Here is a 21,207-nt window from a genome sequence, read left to right on the forward strand (position 1 = left end):
GTTAAATAATAGGTGTAAAAATGAGTTTTTTGGGAATTGTCAGTATTTTATTGTTAGTGTTAATTGCCTTATGCATTATTTTTGCTATGTTTCATATTATCTTTATGCTTTTACCGGCAATTATAGTTATTGCTTTAATTATTTGGCTAATCAATTATTTCACTAAAGACAAAGATGATAGCTCTGCTAATCAGAAAAAAACTTGGAGTACGGGTTGGTCTAACGAAAATACCCCCAAACATAAGCGTAAAAAAGTGCGTGACGCCGAAACTAAGGATGTTGATAAGTAAAGTCTAGAGGTATAAGAATGGGAAATGCCATTAAATTAAAAAATCTAATTCGTGATAATCGGATAGTGCACGTTGTTCAGGGAGCGCAATATATTAGTGAGAAAGAAATTGTTGTTTCTGATATATATCGACCAGGCTTAGAATTAACTGGCTATTTTGATTTTTATCCGCAACAAAGAATTCAACTTTTGGGTCGTACAGAAATTTCTTATGCTGCTCGACTAGATCATGAAAGTCTAGTGCGGGTTTTTACCAAACTGTGTACACCAGAAACACCATGTTTTTTTGTTTCACGTTCGTTGCCAGTGCCACATGAATTAAAAGAAGCTGCTGATAAGGCGCAAATCCCGATTCTTTCTTCACCAGAATCAACTACTTATGTAGCTAGTATTTTGACGGAGTATCTACGGGAGCGCCTTGCTGTTCGCGATACAATTCACGGGGTGTTTATTGAGGTCAAGGGATTAGGTATTTTGTTAACCGGTGATTCTGGTGTAGGGAAATCAGAAACGGCTTTAGGACTTATTAGGCGCGGGCACCGGTTAATTGCTGACGATCGTGTTGATGTCTATCAAAAAGATGTTGAAACTGTGATGGGTGAACCACCGCAAATTTTAAGGCATTTGATGGAAATTCGCGGCATCGGTATTATTAATGTAATGGATTTATTTGGCGTAGGAGCTGTCAAAAATCGGGCTAATATTCAATTAGTAATTAAATTAGTTAATTGGGATAATAAGGCTAACTATGACCGTCTTGGCTTTGAAGAGAGTAAACGTGATATTTGTAATGTAGAAGTACCGCAAATTACAATTCCAGTTAAAGTCGGTCGCAATATGGAAGATATTATTGAAGTGGCAGCAATGAATTTTAGAGCTAAAAAAATGGGTTACAACGCAACTTCTGCTTTTGATGATAATTTAACTACTTTAATTGCCCAGAATTCACGATAAAATTAAATAATTAAATAAAGGAAAATAAAATGACTTTAACAATTAATCCAGTTGCGTTTAACTTGGGTGATATTAGTGTTAAATGGTATGGCGTCATTATGGCAACTGCAATTATTTTAGCAGTAGTAATGGCAATTATTGAAGGCCAAAAAAGACATATTATAAGCGATGATTTTGTAGATTTACTTTTATGGGCAGTACCGATTGGCTATCTAGGTGCGAGGATATATTACGTTGCATTTGAATGGGACTATTATGCGCAACATCCAGATCAAATTATTGCAATTTGGAATGGGGGTATTGCTATATATGGTGGATTGATAGCCGGATTAATTGTTTTATTGGTATTTTGTTATAAGAAATTATTGCCACCGTTTTTGATGCTAGATATAATCGTTCCTGGAGTAATGGCAGCCCAAATTTTAGGCCGTTGGGGGAACTTTTTTAATCAAGAAGCCCATGGCGCAGCGACTTCACTCCAGTTTTTGCAGAGTTTACATTTACCACTATTTATCATTAATCAAATGAAAATAGCTGGCACTTATTATCAGCCGACGTTTTTATATGAATCTGTACTAAATCTTATTGGCTTAATTTTAATTTTACTTTTGCGCCATCGCAGACATATTTTCAAGCAGGGGGAAGTTTTTATGCTATATTTGGCTTGGTATGCTGTGGTAAGATTTTTTGTTGAAGGTTTGCGCACAGATAGTTTATATATTGCAAATACAATCAGGGTATCGCAACTGCTAAGTCTAGTTTTGTTTATCGTGGTTTTCTTGTTATTTATCTATCGTCGAGTAGTGGTTAAACCTAAGTGGTACTTAGATGGTAGTGGATTAAAATACCCGTATACAAGGGATTAAATATTGAGATAGTTATTAAAGAAAGTTTGGAAATTAAATGACAAAAATTGCAGTTTTAGGAGCAGGTTCATGGGGAACGGTTTTAGGATCTTTACTTGCTGATAAAGGTAATGAGGTTATACTTTATGGTAATAATGCTCAAGTTAATCAAGAAATTAACACTGAGCATACTAATACACATTACATGAAGGATTGGCAAGTGAATGAAACGGTTTGGGCAACAGCTAATTTAAAGCAGGCTTTAAATAATGCCGCAATTATCTTATTTGTTTTACCTACACAAGCAATTCGCAGTGTTGCAAAAGAAGTTAAGCTTGTTTTAAACCAAAGTAATCTTCAGCCATTGATAGTTACTGCTACTAAAGGAATTGAACCCGGTTCTAAAAAATTAATTTCAGAAATTTTAACAGAAGAAATATATCCGGAAAATCCAGAGAAAATAGTTGCTATTTCTGGGCCGAGCCATGCTGAAAGTGTAGCGCAAAAAGATCTTACTGCCATTACATGTGCTTCAATCAGTAAGGAAAATACACAAAGAGTGCAAACTATTTTTACTAATGACTATTTACGTTTGTATACCAATAGTGATTTAATTGGTGTTGAAGTGGCTGGTGCGGTTAAAAATGTGATTGCAATTGCTGCAGGCATTTTAGCTGGTAAAGGTTATGGTGATAATGCAAAAGCAGCACTAATGACGCGAGGATTAGCTGAGATTACGCGTTTAGGTGTAAACTGCTACCAAGCACAGCCAATGACTTTTAGTGGTTTAGCGGGAATTGGCGATTTAATCGTAACTTGTACATCAGTCAATTCTCGTAACTGGCGTTGTGGCAAGCAATTGGGTGAAGGGAAGAGTTTTGCTTATATTGTTGAAAATATGGGTCAGGTGATAGAAGGCGCAACAACTGTTAAGGCAATTCATGAAATATGTCAGGAAAAAGCAATTGACATGCCAATTAGTGAAGCTGTTTATCGTGTTTTATATGAAAAAAGTAGTGTTGCTACTGAAATTACTAAAATGATGGATAGAAAGCCAAAACAGGAAATTAGACTTTAGAGTTATTTAGGAGTAGTATTTACTTACTAAAAGAAAGTGGCTAAGGTGAAAAAATGACTCAAAATTATGATGTAATTATTATAGGGGCTGGGCCAGGTGGCTTAACCGCAGCTTTATATGCCTCGCGAGCTAATTTGTCAGTTTTGCTTCTTGATCGCGGGCTTTATGGCGGTCAAATGAATAACACTGATGCAATTGATAATTATCCTGGATTTAGCGAAATTAAAGGTTCGGAATTAGGCGAAAAAATGTATAATTCCATTATGAAATTTGGTGCAAAATTTGAATATGGTGATGTACAACAGGTTAGTCTTGAAGGTAACTACAAAGTTGTAACAACTGATACCGGTGAATATCGTGCACCTGCTTTAATTATTGCAACTGGGGCAGATCACCGGCACTTGAATATTCCTGGTGAAGATGAATACGCTGGTAAAGGTGTTTCCTACTGTGCTGTTTGTGATGCTGCTTTTTTTAAAAACGAGGATATTGCTGTAATTGGTGGTGGCGATTCGGCTATTGAAGAGGGCATTTACTTAGCTCAAAATGCTAAGTCGGTTACAGTTATCCATCGCCGCGATCAATTACGGGCACAGCCAACTTTACAAAAAAGGGCTTTTGCCAATGAAAAGATGAATTTCATTTGGAATGCAGAAACTGAATCAATAGATGGGGATGGCAATCGCGTTACTAGTGTTACATATAAAGATAAGGAAACGGGTATTACTAAGAAATTAACTACTCGTGGGGTCTTTATTTATGTTGGTGTGATTCCGCAAACTGCTCCTTTAAAAGACATCGGTATTGTTAACGAGCAGGGCTGGATTCCTACTGACGAACATATGAAAACTAAAGTGGCCGGTATCTTTGCTGTAGGAGATGTCCGGGCAAAAGATTTACGGCAAATTGCTAATGCTGTTGGTGACGGTAGCATTGCTGGACAAGAAGCTTATAATTATTTACAAGCTTTAAATGATTAAAAAACTTAAAAAAGAATTCAGCTTGTGGGTTGAATTCTTTTTTTTAGTTAATAAATGCTAGAATAGGGGTTATGAAAACGAATTTATTATAGAAAAAGAGGTTTAGTGCAGTAATGAGTGCAAAAGAAACTTTTAAAATATGGCAAAAAGCGCAAAATATGCCTGATTATTTGCAAGCACAATTAAATTTACTTGGTCAAAATGAACAGTGGATTGATGATGCCTTTGGTCAAGATATAAATTTTGGTACAGCTGGGATGCGCGGCAAACTTGAACCTGGAACTAATCGGATTAATTTATTTACAATTGGTCGAATCACTGAGGGACTAGCTCGTTTAATTGTTGAAAAAGGTTGTAAAGAAAAAAAAGCGGGGGTAGTGATTTCTTTTGATTCACGCTATCATTCGCGTGAGTTTGCTGAACATGCGGCTAGAATTTTAGGATTTCATGGTATTCAAGTTTATTTATTTGATGATATTCGGCCCACACCAGAATTATCTTACGCTGTTCGTCACTTAAAGGCCTTTGCAGGAATCAATATCACGGCTTCGCATAATGCCAAAGAGTATAATGGCTATAAAGTTTATGGGGCTGATGGCGCGCAGATGGGACCTGCTGACGCAAATCGAGTATTTACTTATGCCCAAAATGTAGAAGATATTTTTCAAGTTGAGGCAGCTAGTGTAGCCGAATTACGCTCTGCCGGCTTACTTAAATTAATTGGTGAAGATATTGACGAGCAATATTTAGCCAGATTACAAACGGTTTGTGTTAATTCAAATATGATTGCCAAAAATGCTAGCAGACTAACAATTATTTATACGCCGTTACACGGAACTGGTAAAATATTATATGACCGTGCGTTTAGGCAAGGGGGATTTACTAATGTAATACCAGTTCCGAGCCAATCGATTATTGACCCCGAATTTCCAACTACTAAGAAACCCAATCCCGAGTACCGGGATGTATTTGATGTAGGAATTAAATTAGCTAATGAAAAAAATGCGGATTTGATTATTGCAACTGATCCAGATGCTGATCGGATGGGGGCTTGTGTCAGAACAAAGACTGGTAATTTTGAGGTTTTAACCGGTAATCAGATAGCAACATTAATGATTTATTATTTGTTGACTAATTTAAAAGAAAGTCAGCGCCTTTCTAATGATTATGAGTTAATCACTTCAATAGTTTCAAGTAGCATGCCACTTAAAATTGCTCAAGATTTCGGGATAAGAACTAAGTCTGTTTTAACTGGCTTTAAGTTTATTGGTGAAGAAATTGATCGGCTGGCAAGAGAAAAGGATGGCAAATTTTTAATGGGCTTTGAAGAAAGCTATGGTTATTTATTTAAGCCATTTGCTCGTGATAAGGATGCGATGCAAGGGGCATTGATGTTTGCTGAAGTTGCTGCATATTATGCTAGTCGAGGAATGACCGTATTTGACGGCTTAAACGAAATATGGAAAAAATACGGCACTTCTTATGAAATTACTACTGCAATTGAGATGCCTGGAATTGATGGGCAAAGCCAAATGAACAAGTTAATGAGTCAATTGCGTAGTGAGCAACTAACACAAATTAATGGAAGTAAAGTTGTCAAAACGCAAGATTTTTTACAGCAAAAAGAAATAGTTAATAATGAAGTAAAATCACTAAGCGAACTACCACCAGCTAACGTATTAAAGTATTACTTAGCTGATGAAACTTGGCTTGCCCTGCGTCCTTCTGGAACTGAGCCAGTAATTAAAGCCTATGTTGGAGTTAACCAGTCAAGTATTGCAAAAGCTAAGTCTAAAGCTGAACAGTACCAAGTAACTTTAAAACAATTATTACAATAAGCAAATATTGTGCGAAAATATGTTCGAGAGCGTAAAATAATATCTGTCAATTGAGAGTTGGACTGTGAATGTCCAACTTTTTTAGAAGGAGCCTTTCTATGATTAAACGACAAGAAAAACGAAAATTTGAGCTTGTATCTAAGTTTAAGCCTGCGGGCGATCAAGAGCAGGCAATTACTAAACTAACAGCTGGCTTTAACAATGGATATAAAGAGCAGATTCTTGAAGGGGCCACCGGGACAGGTAAAACTTTTACGATGGCTAATATTATTGCTCAACTTAATAAACCAACTTTGGTTATTTCACATAATAAAACGTTAGTTGGCCAACTTTATGGTGAATTCAAGGAATTTTTTCCTAATAATGCAGTTGATTATTTTGTTTCATATTATGATTATTATCAGCCAGAGGCTTATGTGCCTCAATCCGACACATACATTGAAAAGGACTCCGCTATTAACGATGAAATCGATCAGTTACGTCATCAAGCAACTAGTGATTTAATGGAGCGCAATGACGTAATTGTGGTTGCCTCTGTTTCATGTATTTATGGTTTAGGCGATCCTAAGGAATATTCTGCTAGTGTAATTACGGTTCATGAGGGTGATGACTATGGGCGCAATACGCTTTTGCGAAATTTAGTCAATATTCAATATGACCGTAATGATATCGATTTTCAGCGGGGACGTTTTCGTGTACGTGGGGATGTAGTGGAAATTTTTCCAGCTGGAAATTCTAATCATGCTTATCGAATTGAATTTTTTGGTGATGAAATTGACCGGATTGTGGAGATAGATTCCCTAACTGGTGAAGTAATAGGCGAAAGAGAAAGTATTTCACTTTTTCCTGCCACTCATTTCATGACTAATGAAGAACAATTGCGGCGTGCTATTAAGGCAATTTCGCAAGAAATGAAAGTTCAGGTAAAAGAATTTGAGGGACAAGGTAAACTATTAGAAGCGGAACGGATTAAACAGCGGACAACTTTCGATCTCGAAATGATGGGTGAAGTAGGCTATACTAACGGGATTGAAAATTATTCGCGGCATATGGAAGGGCGAAAAGAAGGTGAACCGCCCTATACACTGTTAGATTTCTTTCCAGATGATTTTTTAATTTTGATTGATGAGTCGCATGCTACAATGCCTGAAATTCGGGCCATGTATAATGGTGACCGTAACCGAAAAAAGACCCTGATTGATTATGGCTTTCGTTTACCCTCAGCCCTTGATAACCGGCCACTAAAAATAGCAGAATTTGAGCAGCATGTTAATCAAATTTTATATGTTTCAGCTACTCCAGGTGATTATGAGTTAGCGCGGACAGATCACAAGGTGGAGCAGATAATTCGGCCGACAGGGTTGCTTGATCCTAAAATTGATGTTCGACCAGTTGCAGGTCAAATTGATGATTTAGTTGGAGAAATCAATCAACGCATTGACCATAACGAACGTGTTTTTGTAACAACCTTAACCAAAAAAATGGCTGAAGATTTAACGGATTATTTAAAAGATATTGGAATTAAAGTGCAATATTTACATTCAGATGTTAAAACACTAGAACGGATGCAAATTTTGCATGATTTACGAGAAGGTAAGTATGATGTTTTAATTGGGATTAATTTGTTGCGTGAGGGAATTGATGTACCAGAAGTTTCCCTAGTGGCTATTCTAGATGCTGACAAAGAAGGCTTTTTGCGGGCTTATCGTCCCTTAGTTCAAACAATGGGGCGAGCTTCACGTAATGCAAATGGTGAAGTTATTTTGTATGCGGATACGATTACTGACTCAATGCGCCAAGCAATTGAGTCAACTAAGCGTAGACGTGACTTACAAATTAAATTTAACGAAGAACATCAACTTAAACCGCAGACAATTATTAAACCAATTAGAGCAGTTATTTCGGCAACTAAAGCAGTTGATGAAGAACAAAATGAAAGCTTTGCTGATTTAAATTTTGACGAATTGAATGCTAAACAAAAGAAAACAATGATTAAAGACTTGCGTCAGCAAATGCAGCAAGCTGCTAAAAAATTGGATTTTGAAGGAGCAGCCACTTTGCGTGATGCAATAATGGAATTGGAGAGTTCTACTAGAAAACCAAGTATCAAAAAAGGAAATAAAATAAATGGCAAATAATCAAATTGTTATTCGTGGTGCACGAGAACATAATTTAAAAAATATTAGCTTAACAATTCCTAAGGACAAATTAGTTGTAATAACTGGTTTATCTGGTTCAGGTAAAAGTTCATTAGCTTTTGATACCCTATATGCTGAGGGACGAAGACGTTATGTCCAATCACTTTCAAGTTATGCAAGACAGTTTTTAGGACAAATGGATAAGCCTGACGTTGATGCAATTGATGGCTTAAATCCCGCAATTTCGATTGATCAAAAAACCACATCGCATAATCCACGTTCAACTGTTGGTACAGTGACTGAGATTAATGATTATCTGCGATTATTATGGGCACGAGTTGGTCATCCAATTTGTCCCAATGATCAAACCCCAATTGAACGGCAATCAGCCGAACAAATGGTTGACCGTATTTTAGAATTACCTGATCGGAGTCGAATTCAATTGCTAGCCCCGGTTATTCGAGCTAAGCGCGGTGCCCACCAAGAGGTCTTTAAGCGTGTTCAACGTGCAGGTTATGTCCGTGTAATTGTTGATGGTGAGATGCATGAAATCGGTGATGATTTTACGCTTGATAAAAATAAAAGGCATACTATTGATATTGTAGTTGATCGCTTAGTTATTAAAGATGGTATTCGCTCGCGTTTATTTGACTCAGTAGAAGCAGCGTTGCGCTTGTCTGATGGATATATGAATGTGGACGTGATTAATAGTGAGATGCTCAACTTTTCAGAATACTACGCTTGTCCGAAATGTGGCTTTACAGTTGGCGAAATGGAACCACGACTTTTTTCGTTTAATGCTCCTTTTGGTGCTTGTCCAGATTGTGACGGTTTAGGCATAAAATTAGCGGTAGATGAAGAATTAGTTATTCCGGATCAAAGTAAAACCTTGGCAGCAGGGGCAATTGCACCATGGAAAAATTCTAAATACTACAGTGAAATGCTAACTCAAGCTTGCGCTGCCTTAAAGATACCGCTAGATAAGCCCTTTGGAAAATTAACCAAAAGACAAAAAGAAATAATTTTGCATGGTTCAACTAAAAAAATAAAATTTCATGTGACTGGTGATTTTGGTGTTAATGATACAACTGCTCCTTTTGAGGGCGTAATGGAGAATGTGGAAAAGCGTTATTTGCATCCTATGTCTAAATTTATGCGTGATGTGATGGCCAAGTATATGGCAGAATTAACTTGCTCAACCTGTCATGGCAAGCGGTTAAATCGCAAAGCTTTAGCTGTTAAAATAATGGGTAAAGATATTGCGGAAACATCAAATTTAGCGATTAGTAAAGCCATAGAATTTTTTAATCATATTCAGCTTAGTGAGCAAGAAGAAGTTATTGCTAATCCAATTTTAAAAGAAGTGCGTGATCGCTTAACTTTCCTAGATAGCGTGGGCCTTGATTATCTGACTTTATCACGAACTGCTAATACTTTATCTGGTGGTGAAGCGCAACGTATAAGATTAGCTACCCAAATTGGGTCTAATTTATCAGGTGTAATGTATGTCTTAGATGAACCCTCGATTGGTCTGCATCAACGTGATAATGATCGCTTGATTGCTGCCCTAAAAAGAATGCGTGATTTGGGGAACTCCCTAATTGTGGTTGAACATGATGATGAAACTATGCGCCAGGCAGATTATTTAATTGATATGGGACCAGGTGCTGGTAGTTTTGGTGGTAAAATTATGGCTGCTGGCACACCAAAAGAAGTTGAAAAAAATACCAAATCACTAACCGGCCAATATCTAGCTGGTAAAAAATTTGTACCGGTTCCTTTAACAAGGCGTAAGGGTAATGGCAAAAAGATAACTATAACTGGAGCAGCGGAAAACAATCTTAAAAATATAAAGGTAGACTTCCCGCTAGGTAAGTTAATAGTAGTAACTGGGGTTTCCGGTTCAGGAAAGTCAACTTTGATTAATATGATTTTGAAAAGGGTATTAGCGCAAAAGTTAAATCGCAATCAAACTAAACCTGGTAAATATCAGAGCATTAGCGGGTATAAGAATATTGAGAAAGTTATTGATATTGATCAAAGTCCAATTGGGCGAACTCCAAGAAGTAACCCGGCAACTTATACTAGCGTTTTTGATGATATTCGCTCGCTTTTTGCGCAGACTAATGAAGCCAAGTTACGAGGCTACACTAAAGCAAGATTTTCATTTAATGTCAAAGGTGGACGTTGTGAAGCGTGTCATGGGGATGGAATTATTAAGATTGAAATGAACTTTTTACCGGACGTTTATGTACCGTGTGAAATTTGTCATGGCAATCGTTATAATTCAGAAACACTTGAGGTAACTTACCGTAATAAAAACATTGCACAGGTGTTAGACATGACAATTGTTGATGCGTGTGACTTTTTTAAAAACATTCCTAAGATTGCGCGCAAGCTACAAACAATTGTTGATGTGGGCTTGGGTTATGTTAAATTAGGTCAGTCTGCTACTACATTATCTGGTGGTGAAGCTCAACGGATGAAGTTAGCGGCTGAACTACAAAAACTTTCAACTGGTAAAAACTTTTATATCTTAGATGAGCCAACCACTGGGTTACATACGGATGATATTAAGCGTTTACTTGAGGTGCTCCAAAGGTTAGTAGATCAAGGAAATACTGTTTTAATTATTGAACATAATTTAGATGTTATTAAAAGTGCAGATTGGTTGATTGATTTAGGACCTGAAGGAGGAGAAAGAGGTGGCACAATTATTGCGACTGGAACTCCAGAAAAACTTGTTCAAGTTAAAGAAAGCTATACCGGACAATACCTTAAACCAGTGCTGGAGCGTGACAAAATTTTAACAGAAAGCGCTAACAAAAAAGCAAACAAATAGTAATTATTTTTAATACAGTGTAGAATACTCTTCAAGGGGGAAAAGAGATGGATAATTTTTCTACTTATAGGGAAAAGCATGGCTTTAACTGGGCTGCTTTAATAGCTGGTGTACTAATGGTTGTTGCTGGGCTATTCTTGATACTTCATCCTGGCCGAGCTTTGCATGCTTTTGTATTACTTTTTGCTATCTTGTCGATTGTTCAAGGTTTTGTTTGGTTAGCAGTTTATAGTCATTTACGTTATTTTATTTCCTTTAGTTGGCTAGCAATTGTTTCTGGAGTTATTGATATTATAATTGGTATTTTATTTCTCTATTCGTATGATGCCGCAGGACTGACTATTGCTTATTTATTTGCTTTTTGGTTTTTATTTGATTCCGTATCAGGTATTAGCTTTAGCTGGCATCTAAAAAGTACATTAGGTCCTTACTTTTGGATTAATATGATTTTGAGTGTTTTAAGCTTATTTATCGCCATTGGGATGATGTTTAACCCAGCATTATCGGCATTAACTCTAATTTGGCTAGTTTCATTCTGGTTATTAATTTTTGGAGTAAGTGAGATTGTAGCAGCATTTGGAAATCGTTAATTGTTATAGATGAAAAGTTCGTTTGAGAACTTTTTTTTTATAAAAAAATATGAAAACTGTGTGTGCTATAATTTAGATGATAGGAGACTTATGAAATGGCTGATGAAAAAAAGCAGTTACTGATTGTAACGGGAATGAGTGGTGCCGGTAAAACTGTAGCATCACATGCCTTAGAAGATATGGGGTATTTTGTTGTTGATAATTTACCACCGACGCTTTTACCTAGCTTTTGGGAACTGATTGTTAATTCAGATGATTTTACTAAAGTGGCAGTCGTTGTAGATTTACGCGTTAAAAATTTTTATAAAGATTTGCTCAATGAAGTAAATTCATTAGAAGATAATGGTAGTGTTCGTTCAATCATTGTTTTTTTGGAAGCGGCTGATGACACTTTAGTTGCCCGCTACAAGGAGACTAGGAGAATTCCACCATTAGGTAAAAGCGGACGTTTGCTTGATGGTATTTTAGAAGAACGTCAGATACTAACAGGCATTAAAAACCGCGCTAATTATATAATTGATACTTCAGATTTGTCTCCGCAACAGCTAAAGCAAAAATTGCTTAATGAGTTTAGTGATCAAGCAAAACAGCCATTTTCAGTTGAAGTAATGTCATTTGGCTTTAAATATGGTCTCCCCATCGATGCAGATATTGTAATGGATGTTCGTTTTTTGCCGAATCCTTTTTATTTGCCTGAACTTAGACCATTTACGGGTCTTGATAGACGAGTTTTTGATTATGTAATGAATAAAGAAGAAACGCAAGTTTTTTATCATAAACTGCTTAACCTAATTGAGTGTACCTTACCAAGTTACATTAAGGAAGGTAAGGCTAAGCTGACAATTGCTATTGGCTGTACTGGTGGTCAACATCGTAGTGTTGCAATTGCTAAGCAACTGGCTCATGATTTAGCCAATAATTATACAGTTGATCTTACCCATCGTGAAATTAGTCGTTATATTAGAAAAAGGTAAAGTATGAAGTATGAAGATGCAAAAGTAGTTCGGATAACTAAAAGTAGACGACCACAAGTTGTGGTGATTGGTGGTGGCACCGGCCTACCCGTGGTTTTAAATGCTTTAAAAGATCAAAATGCCGAAATTACCGCTATTGTTACCGTATCTGATGATGGCGGTTCATCAGGCTCAATTCGTAATTTTATTAATGTTGTTCCACCAGGTGATATTCGGAATGTTTTAGTTTCTTTGAGTGAAATATCGCAAGAAGAAAAGGATATTTTTCAATATCGCTTTGATTCATCTGATTCTTTCTTTTCTGGTCATGCAATTGGTAATTTAATTATTGCCGCTTTAAACGAAATGCATGGTAATATTTTTGATGCCGTTCAATCCCTTTCCAGAATGATGCGGGTTGATGGTCATGTTTTTCCAGCTTCTAATGAACCGTTAACTTTAAATGCAGAATTTATTGATGGCACAATTCAAGCTGGTGAAAAAGAAATTACTAATCAAGATAAGAGAATTAAACGAGTGTGGGTAACTAATACTAATTTGGCGGCCGAACCTGAGGCAGTGCCACCTGTACTGGATGCTATTATGCAGGCTGATGCAGTAGTATTAGGACCGGGTAGTTTATTCACTTCGATTTTACCTAATTTAATGATCCCTAACTTGGGCGAAGCAGTGCGTCAAACTGAAGCTGAAGTTATTTATATATGCAATATTATGACTCAGCTAGGTGAAACAGACCATTTTTCTGATTGCGAGCATGTTTCAGTAATTAATAAGCACTTAGGAGGGCATTATATTAACACTACCTTGGTTAATGGGGCCAAAATTGATATGTCTAAATTTAATCCTAAAGATTATGATGCGTATATTGAACCAGTTAAAAACGATTTTGCTGGTTTACGTGCGCAAGGTAGCCGCGTAATTACTGATGATTTTATTGATCAACGTAGTGGGTTAGTTTTTCATGATGGACAAAAAGTAGCTAAGGAGATTATTAATTTGGCTTTTGCTGCAATGTCTCGTAGAAAGGAATAGTTAAATAATGGCAAGCTATGCAAGCAAGGTGAAGAAAGAATTAACTTCATTAACAATTCATCCAGAACATGCTAAGGCGGAGCTGGCTGCTTTTTTACGTATGAATGGTGTTTTGAATTTTCATGATCACCGGTATAGTCTTGATATTACTACTGAAAATCCAGCAATTGCCCGCCGAATTTTTTCCTTGATAAAAACGGCTTATAAAGTAGAACCACTTTTGATTGTTTCACGTAAAATGAAATTGAAAAAAAATAATCAATACTTAGTTCGTTTGCAAAATCATGTTCATGAAATTCTAACTAATCTAGAAATCTTAGCTGCTGATTTAGGGATAATTACGCGAGTTCCTCCCCGAATTACCTCTTCCCGTGAAGGTGCTATGTCTTATTTACGGGGGGCTTTTTTGGCTAGTGGTAGTGTGAATAATCCTGAAACTAGTAGATATCATTTAGAAATTTATTCAGCTTATGAGGATCATAATAATGACTTGTTGGAATTAATGAATCACTATTTTCATCTTAATGCTAAGACGACTAAACGGCGGCGTGGTTTTATTGTTTACTTAAAAGAAGCAGAGAAAATTGGCGATTTTTTGCATATCGTTGGGGCTTTTAACGCAATGTTATCGTTTGAAGATTTACGTATTATGCGGGATATGCGTAATTCAGTTAATCGGTTAGTTAATTGTGATACGGCTAACTTAAAAAAGACAGCTACTGCGGCGGCTAAGCAAGTCGAAGACATTGAATTAATTGAACGTAAAATTGGTTTAGAAAATATTCCAGAAAAATTACAGACGATTGCCCGGCTTAGGTTAGCTAATCCGGAATTGTCTTTAAAGGAGCTAGCCCAGCAAATACCAGATGGACCAATTTCTAAATCAGGTGCCAATCACCGCTTAAAAAAATTGCATGATTTGGCGCAAAGTCTGCAAGATTAGTAATAAAAAAAGCTCCCAGTAAAAGGGGAGCTTTTTTTATTACTAATCTTGTTTTTGATTGACCATAATTTCGTCAATTAGGCCATAATCTTTAGCTTCTTCAGCTGTTAGATAATTATCACGTTCAGTATCTTTTTGAATTTTCTCAAGTGGTTGCCCAGTAGTTTCATGTAAAATCTTGTTAATCTTCTCGCGACTCTTCAAAATTTCATTGGCTGCAATTTGAATATCAGTTTGCTGTCCTTGAGCTCCACCTAAAGGTTGATGAATCAAGACTGTTGAATTTGGCAAAGCAAACCGCTTTCCCTTAGCTCCACTGGTTAAAAGGATGGAGGCCATTGAAGCAGCCATACCAATTGCAATAGTGGAAACATCAGATTTAATGAAATTCATGGTGTCCATAATTGCCAAGCCGGAGGTGATTACACCACCAGGAGAATTAATATAAAGAGAAATGTCTTTAGTATTGTCTTGGGCGTCAAGAAACAATAATTGTGCGATTATTGTATTAGCCATGTCGTCATTAATTTCACCGCTAAGCATAATAATGCGGTCCTTTAATAAGCGTGAATAGATGTCATAAGCACGTTCACCACGTGCAGTTTGTTCGATAACTGTAGGTACTAGCATCTTTTCTACCTCCTAGTTTAAATTAAAAATATTAGCACTCTAAATAGTACAGTGCTAATTAAATCACTTACATTAAGTGCTGTCAATGAAAGTGTATCAAATTTGTATTCTCTGTAATGTTATTTTTATATTATAATATAAAGTGAATTTAAAATTTTGGAGGAACTATTTTGAAGCTTTTTAAAAAATTAGCTGCGATTACACTATTATTGTCAAATTTTGCTGTTTCAAGTCAATTAGCAACTGTTTCAGTTCTAGCGGCAGATGCAAGTGATTCGCAAGCACAAAGGCAAGATCAAGAGCAAGATGATGCTAGTAAGTCAGTTGATGATACTAAATCTGATAGTGATGATTCAAACAGTCGAGACAGGGATAAGACTGATAGCTCTGACAAGGATAAGACTGATGATAATCAGTCAGCAGTCCAAAGAAAAACTAAACCTAAGCAAACGATTACAGGTTTTTCAATGATGACTAAAGTTGCCGGTACTAAGAATTATGCGGTATGGCAAGATGTAGTTGATGGTAAAGTTAGCAAAAAAATCGCTGATGGAATTAACTATCGTTATAGCCATATTCAATCAGATCAATTAATTGAAACTAAGAAAAATCGCTACTGGCGTATATATGTAAACGGTCGTGAAGTAGGCTATGTTAATGAAAAATTCTTTGCCCGTAATCAAATTGCCGTACCCAAGACTGTAAGTCTGGTACGTAATGAGTATTATAGCTTTTTCCCTAAAGATGCAATCTCATACGTAACTAACGGCATGGGTACAGTAATCGATAATGAACAAGTTCAGGTTTCAAGAGATAGTATTGATTGCGCTACTCCTAAAACTTATAAAGTTAAATATACTTACGGTGATACTTCTGCGACCGTAAAAGTTACCGTCAGAAAGAGTACTACAGAAGGTATTGCTGACGCTGAAGTAGTCAATTCTTTTCCGGCCCAGGAAGGGACTAATGACTATAAAACTTGGAAAACACATTATGGTTCTTCTGTTAACTACATCAGCCCTAATGAATATAGCCCCGAAAATGATTCGCGCGAATTAACTAGTGGCGACTTAACACTTAGAACGCGCTTTTATCAACCTGTTTTGTTAAGTGTTAAAGATCCAAGTGATGATAATATTAACCGTGTAGGGCATATTCCAGAAGGATTAACTGTTTCACAAGGTTGGGCTTATACTAGTCTTTTAAGTCATACAAACTTAAATAATGGCCATATTGTTGGTTATGACTTAAATAATTTAAAGAGTCCTTATAATGCGCAACACTTACTTGATATGTCCCAAAAAGCTTTTAACAATTATGTCAAACATATTAAGGTTAGTCCATATATTCCAATTGGGCATGGTCAAGCCATGGGGGCTAGTGATAAATATATTTATGTTTTAAATAATATAAATACGATTCGTGATGGACGACCTGATTCAGAAGAATTAATTCAAATACGTAAAAGTGACTTACAAATCAATAAAATTTGGACAATTAAAACCTGGGTTGGTGATCAAACTAATCCGCGTTATTTCCAAAATGGAGTAATGATGTCTGATTATGAGATGTACACCGTTTACCGTGATACTAAAAATAATTGCTATGAATTTTGGCAATTAACACGCAGTGGTGATAATTGGTATCCTAAATTAGTGGGTAAGACTAGTGGTAGTTTTGTTAATAACAATGCCCCCTGCCAAGGCCTTACTTATGATCCTAAACACAAAAATTTCTATTTAGCTTTTAATGATTTAATTTTTAAACTCGGTCGTGATGGTACTTTAAAGCAAACTTACTCATTCGATACTGGACGCGAAATTGAGGGAATGTCAGTTAGTGGGAATAAATTATATGTTAATCTGGCTCAACGAGCAGAATTATTAGAAAGTATGGCTATTAAGTAAGTAGTCGAAACAAAAAAAGAGCTAAAAAGCTCTTTTTTTTGTTTCTAAAATTTAAGCTTGCTAAAAATAAAAAATTATTAAAAGGTTAATCTATTTAATAATAAATGTTATTAAAACTTAAAAAAATCCAATAATTGACATAAATAATTAATTATTATATCAATTTATATTCTGAAAGCGTATACTGGAATCTTTGGTATATAAGCAAATTTAAGCGCTTGATTATTATTTAAAAATAACATTTGATATGTATATTTGTACCCTTTTATATTGCTAATTAAATTTGATTTTATATAAACTTCAACTACTTGGCTGATAGAGCTAACATAAACATAGTAATTTTATATTCAGTTTTTGATGTATAGATATAATTGCACAGTTGTCTGTATATTCATTAACTATTTATAACAAATTATCACCAATGAAAAGTGTTTGCTGTGAGCAACTGCTTTAACAGTAAAGTAAGCGCTAAGCATTAATTTGGTTACTTCTTTGTATGATAATTGGCTCTAATAATAGTGGCAGTTGAAAGGGATAGATTTTTAATTATACATGTGTATAAGATGACTAATCTAACATAAATAGTCACATTGGTAATGGTAAATTACACACGCAATGAAGATAACAGAATTTTTACAATTTAATTAATGCTTGCTACTTAAGTTACTGTTAATAACTTGCTTAGGTTTGTGAGGTTTAGAAATAATGAGTAAAAATAGTTTTTATAAAAAAATGATAATTTCTGTAGCTGGTGCTGCACTATTATCCGTTGGAGTTACTGAAAGCACTACTGCTACTAATAATGTTAGCGCTGCTACAGTAAAATCAGCTAAGAAAGTTGTTGCAAAAACCAAGGTTGTTGGTGCAACTTCTGCTGTTTACAAAAAAGCTGGTAAAAAAGTAGTTAAGACTAAGCAGACTATTAGTGCTGGTAAGAAAGTTAAGACTTATGGTAAAAAGACCATTGCTGGTGTGGCATATTACAGTATTGGTAAAGACCAATATGTTAAGGCTGCTAACCTTGATGGTAAAACCCGTCAGCTTGCTAAGAGTGTAGCTTTGTATGCTAGAAGCGGTAAAGTAATTAAAAATAGCAAGTTACGTAAAGGGCAAAGCGTTAAAGTTTATGGTACTGCTGTAACTATTAAGGGTAAAAAGTATTACTCAACTGGTAAGGGTTATGTTGCGGTAAAGGCTTTGGCTAAGAAAGTTGCCGAAGAAGTTCCAAACAACAAGACGAACATGCCAGCAACAGATACTAATAAACCAGCTGATAACAATAAACCAGCTGAAAATACTAATAACCCAAGCTCTAACAACACAAATACAAATAATTCTGGTTCAAGTTCGAATACTGGTACAGGCAATACTAATAATCCAGTTGATACCATGAAAGATGCTAAAGCAGTTGCAACTAAGGCCATTGATGATGCAGCAACAGCAACTAAGACCAGAATCGATAAGAATGCTAGTTTAACTGATGCACAAAAAGCAGCAGCTAATAAAGCGGTTGATGCTGTAGCTAGTCAAGCTAAGGCTGCAATTAACAATGCCAAGACAATTGAAGAAATTGCTAAAGCTCAAAAAGATGGTGTTGCTAATGTTAATGCTAAAGATACAACTAAGCCAGGTGACTCCTTAGAAGATCAAAAATTAATGGCCGTTGGTGTCTTAGAAGATGCCGCAAATGAAGCTAGATTAAAAATTGTTTCATCCAATTTATCTGCAGCCGACAAGGCTAAGGCAATTGATGCAGTGAATAAGGTCCTAAGTGAAGGTAAGACTGCGATTGAACAAGGTAATACAGTTGATGAAGTCTTACAAATGAAGGCGCAGACTGTAGCTAAAATCAAGCAACAAGTTCCAGCAGATACCTTGAAAGAAGCTAAAGCTGCAGCAGCTAGTGTTTTAGATGATGCCGCAAACGAAGCTAGAGTACAGATTACTTCTTCTAGTCTATCAAAAGATGATAAGGCTAAAGCAATTGATGCAGTGAACAAGGCCTTAAGTGAAGGTAAAGTTGCTGTTGAACAAGGTAATACAGTTGATGAAGTCTTACAAATTAAGACTAAGGCTGTAAATGAAATCAGAAAACAAGTTCCAGCAGATACCTTGAAAGAAGCTAAAACTGCTGCAGCTAGTGTCTTAGATGATGCCGCAAATGAAGCTAGATTAAAAATTACCTCTTCCAGTCTATCAAAAGATGATAAGGCTAAAGCAATTGATGCAGTGAACAAGGCCTTAAGTGAAGGTAAAGTTGCTGTTGAACAAGGTAATACAGTTGAAGAAGTTTTACAAATAAAGGCGCAGACTGTAGCTAAAATCAAGCAACAAGTTCCAGCAGATACCTTGAAAGCAGCTAAAGCATCAGCAGCTAGTGTCTTAGAAGATGCAGCAAATGAAGCTAGAGCGCAGATTATGGCTTCTAAATTATCTGATACTGACAAGTCCGAGGCAATTAACGCAGTAAACAAGGCCTTAAGTGAAGGTAAAGTTGCAATTAAGCAAGGGGAAACAGTTGAAGAAGTCTTACAGATGAAGGCTAAGGCTGTAAGTGAAATCAGAAAACAAGTTCCAGCAGATACCTTGAAAGAAGCTAAAGCTGCAGCAGTTAACGTTTTAGAAGATGCCGCAAATGAAGCTAGAGCACAGATTATGACTTCTAAATTATCTGATACTGACAAGTCCAAGGCAATCGATGCAGTAAACAAGGCCTTAAGTGAAGGTAAGACTGCGATTGAACAAGGTAATACAGTTGAAGAAGTTTTACAAATAAAGGCGCAGACTGTAGCTAAAATCAAGCAACAAGTTCCAGTGGATCCGTTAAATAATACTAGAAATGCAGCGATTAATGCAATTGAAGATGCAGCAATAGCAGCTAATGCGCAAATTGATAATAGTACTTTGCCAAGTGCAGACAAAACTAAGGCAAAAACACATATTTCTAATGCTGTAACAGCTGCTAAAAAAATAATTAATGATGAACAAACTAAATCAGCTGATATTGTGAAAATTACTAATTCATGGATTAGCACTATTAAACAGTTTGTACCAACCGATACTTTAAAAGATGCTAAACTATTAGCTGCTAAAGCGATTGATGATGTTGTTAAGGAAGCTAAAAATAATATTAGTAAGAGTATCTTATCAAATGAAGACAAAGCCAAAATGCAAGCTCATGTTGATAATATTGCAACAGATGCTAAAAAGGCAATTAATGATGCTACTAGTCTAGAAATGATTGCAAAAACGCAAAGCGATTGGACTAATAACATTAATACCGCTGCTCCTAAAAACATAAAATGGCAAGGATTAGACTTAACTTTAATCAATGGTGTCTTGAAAATAAAAGGTAGTACTACAACTATTAAAGATCCTGCAACAATATTATCTGCTTTGAACACAGCAAATATTGATCCAGATGAAGTTACCAGCATTTCAATTGAAGGAAATTTGAAGTTATCTGGTAAAGTTGATGAATTATTTAGTAGTTTACATAAATTACAAAAAATTGATGGTTTATCATTATTAGATATCAGTGAAGCTACTAGTATACAATCAATGTTTTATGGTTGTAAGGATTTAAAGGAATTAGATCTAAGTAGCTTTAATACTAACAAAGTTACTGATATGCATAGTATGTTTAAGAAATGTTTCAATTTAAGTAAGATAACATTTGGAAAAGATTTCAGTACGAAATTAGTTACTGATATGCATGGAATGTTTGGCGACTGCAGTGTATTGACAGGATTAGACCTAAATGGTTTTGATACCTCTAATGTCACAGATATGCGAGAAATGTTTGCAGGTGATAAGCAGTTAACTAAGTTAGATTTGAGTAAGTTTAATACTGATAAAGTTACTGATATGTATGATATGTTTTATTGCTGCTCTGGTTTAACAGATTTAGATTTAAGTAATTTTAATATAAGTTTATCTACTAATACTGAAGATTTATTTAATGGTGATATAGCTTTAAGTAATATTAAAATTTCAGGCAAATTATTAGATTTATTGAGAAATTTAATAAAAGATAATGGCTTAGATGTAAACAAATTACATTTAGAGGTATTACCAATCATGTCAAGTAATAAATAATAGTACTTTATATATTAATTTTTATTGATAAGAAGCGACAAGCTATTAAGGCTTATCGCTTTTTTTGTT

Annotated in this window: 15 protein-coding genes; 14 read left to right on the forward strand and 1 reads right to left on the reverse strand. The window is 35.6% G+C overall.

Translation table 11 applies throughout. The annotated features are described in order from the left end of the window. Nucleotides 1–20 precede the first annotated feature (20 nt). The 12 genes from F5ESL0225_RS02460 to whiA all read left to right on the forward strand — a co-directional run bounded on the left by F5ESL0225_RS02460 (nucleotide 21) and on the right by whiA (nucleotide 14,503). Nucleotides 21–290 (forward strand): hypothetical protein, encoded by a 270-nt coding sequence (locus F5ESL0225_RS02460; protein WP_122021472.1) that lies wholly within the window; start codon nucleotides 21–23, stop codon nucleotides 288–290. A gap of 17 nt (nucleotides 291–307) precedes the next feature. Continuing rightward, entirely contained in the window at nucleotides 308–1,243 is a 936-nt protein-coding gene (gene hprK / locus F5ESL0225_RS02465) for an HPr(Ser) kinase/phosphatase (RefSeq protein ID WP_122021473.1), read from the forward strand. Nucleotides 1,244–1,272: 29 nt separating this feature from the next. Then, the gene (lgt, locus tag F5ESL0225_RS02470; RefSeq protein ID WP_122021474.1) at nucleotides 1,273–2,109 is read left to right on the forward strand and encodes a prolipoprotein diacylglyceryl transferase; all 837 of its coding nucleotides are present in this window, start codon (nucleotides 1,273–1,275) and stop codon (nucleotides 2,107–2,109) included. Between the two features lie 37 nt (nucleotides 2,110–2,146). Next, entirely contained in the window at nucleotides 2,147–3,166 is a 1,020-nt protein-coding gene (locus tag F5ESL0225_RS02475; RefSeq protein ID WP_122047786.1) for an NAD(P)H-dependent glycerol-3-phosphate dehydrogenase, read from the forward strand. 53 nt (nucleotides 3,167–3,219) lie between these two features. Beyond that, nucleotides 3,220–4,146, forward strand: a complete 927-nt coding sequence (gene trxB, locus F5ESL0225_RS02480) for a thioredoxin-disulfide reductase (protein WP_122024535.1) — start codon at nucleotides 3,220–3,222, stop codon at nucleotides 4,144–4,146. Nucleotides 4,147–4,259: 113 nt separating this feature from the next. Further along, on the forward strand, nucleotides 4,260–5,984 hold the full coding sequence (locus tag F5ESL0225_RS02485; protein WP_122024536.1) for a phospho-sugar mutase: 1,725 nt from the start codon (nucleotides 4,260–4,262) through the stop codon (nucleotides 5,982–5,984). 98 nt (nucleotides 5,985–6,082) lie between these two features. After that, complete coding sequence (uvrB, locus tag F5ESL0225_RS02490; protein WP_122024537.1) at nucleotides 6,083–8,122, forward strand: excinuclease ABC subunit UvrB; 2,040 nt, start codon at nucleotides 6,083–6,085, stop codon at nucleotides 8,120–8,122. After that, nucleotides 8,112–10,964 carry an excinuclease ABC subunit UvrA gene (gene uvrA / locus F5ESL0225_RS02495; RefSeq protein ID WP_122047787.1) on the forward strand — a complete coding sequence of 951 codons (2,853 nt, stop codon included), beginning with the start codon at nucleotides 8,112–8,114 and terminating at the stop codon, nucleotides 10,962–10,964. Before uvrB ends, uvrA begins: the two co-directional genes overlap by 11 nt. 47 nt (nucleotides 10,965–11,011) lie before the next feature. Then, nucleotides 11,012–11,554 carry an HdeD family acid-resistance protein gene (locus F5ESL0225_RS02500; protein ID WP_122021480.1) on the forward strand — a complete coding sequence of 181 codons (543 nt, stop codon included), beginning with the start codon at nucleotides 11,012–11,014 and terminating at the stop codon, nucleotides 11,552–11,554. A gap of 95 nt (nucleotides 11,555–11,649) precedes the next feature. Next, the gene (rapZ, locus tag F5ESL0225_RS02505; RefSeq protein WP_122021481.1) at nucleotides 11,650–12,528 is read left to right on the forward strand and encodes an RNase adapter RapZ; all 879 of its coding nucleotides are present in this window, start codon (nucleotides 11,650–11,652) and stop codon (nucleotides 12,526–12,528) included. A 3-nt stretch (nucleotides 12,529–12,531) separates the two neighbouring features. After that, the gene (gene yvcK / locus F5ESL0225_RS02510; protein WP_122021482.1) at nucleotides 12,532–13,560 is read left to right on the forward strand and encodes a gluconeogenesis factor YvcK family protein; all 1,029 of its coding nucleotides are present in this window, start codon (nucleotides 12,532–12,534) and stop codon (nucleotides 13,558–13,560) included. Between the two features lie 7 nt (nucleotides 13,561–13,567). Beyond that, nucleotides 13,568–14,503: a DNA-binding protein WhiA gene (gene whiA, locus F5ESL0225_RS02515; RefSeq protein WP_122021483.1), complete on the forward strand. Its 936-nt coding sequence runs from the start codon at nucleotides 13,568–13,570 to the stop codon at nucleotides 14,501–14,503. A 42-nt stretch (nucleotides 14,504–14,545) separates the two neighbouring features. Here whiA and clpP read toward each other — a convergent pair whose 3' ends face one another. Further along, the gene (gene clpP, locus F5ESL0225_RS02520; protein WP_122021484.1) at nucleotides 14,546–15,133 is read right to left on the reverse strand and encodes an ATP-dependent Clp endopeptidase proteolytic subunit ClpP; all 588 of its coding nucleotides are present in this window, start codon (nucleotides 15,131–15,133) and stop codon (nucleotides 14,546–14,548) included. 170 nt (nucleotides 15,134–15,303) lie between these two features. On the opposite strand from clpP, the gene F5ESL0225_RS02525 reads away from it, so the two are divergent. Both F5ESL0225_RS02525 and F5ESL0225_RS02530 read left to right on the forward strand, forming a co-directional pair. Continuing rightward, on the forward strand, nucleotides 15,304–17,040 hold the full coding sequence (locus F5ESL0225_RS02525; protein ID WP_233551855.1) for an SH3-like domain-containing protein: 1,737 nt from the start codon (nucleotides 15,304–15,306) through the stop codon (nucleotides 17,038–17,040). A 705-nt stretch (nucleotides 17,041–17,745) separates the two neighbouring features. Further along, nucleotides 17,746–21,138, forward strand: a complete 3,393-nt coding sequence (locus F5ESL0225_RS02530) for a DUF1542 domain-containing protein (RefSeq protein ID WP_122047788.1) — start codon at nucleotides 17,746–17,748, stop codon at nucleotides 21,136–21,138. Nucleotides 21,139–21,207: the final 69 nt, after the last annotated feature.

The organism is Lactobacillus sp. ESL0225 (assembly GCF_003692905.1).
Taxonomy (GTDB): domain Bacteria; phylum Bacillota; class Bacilli; order Lactobacillales; family Lactobacillaceae; genus Lactobacillus; species Lactobacillus bombicola.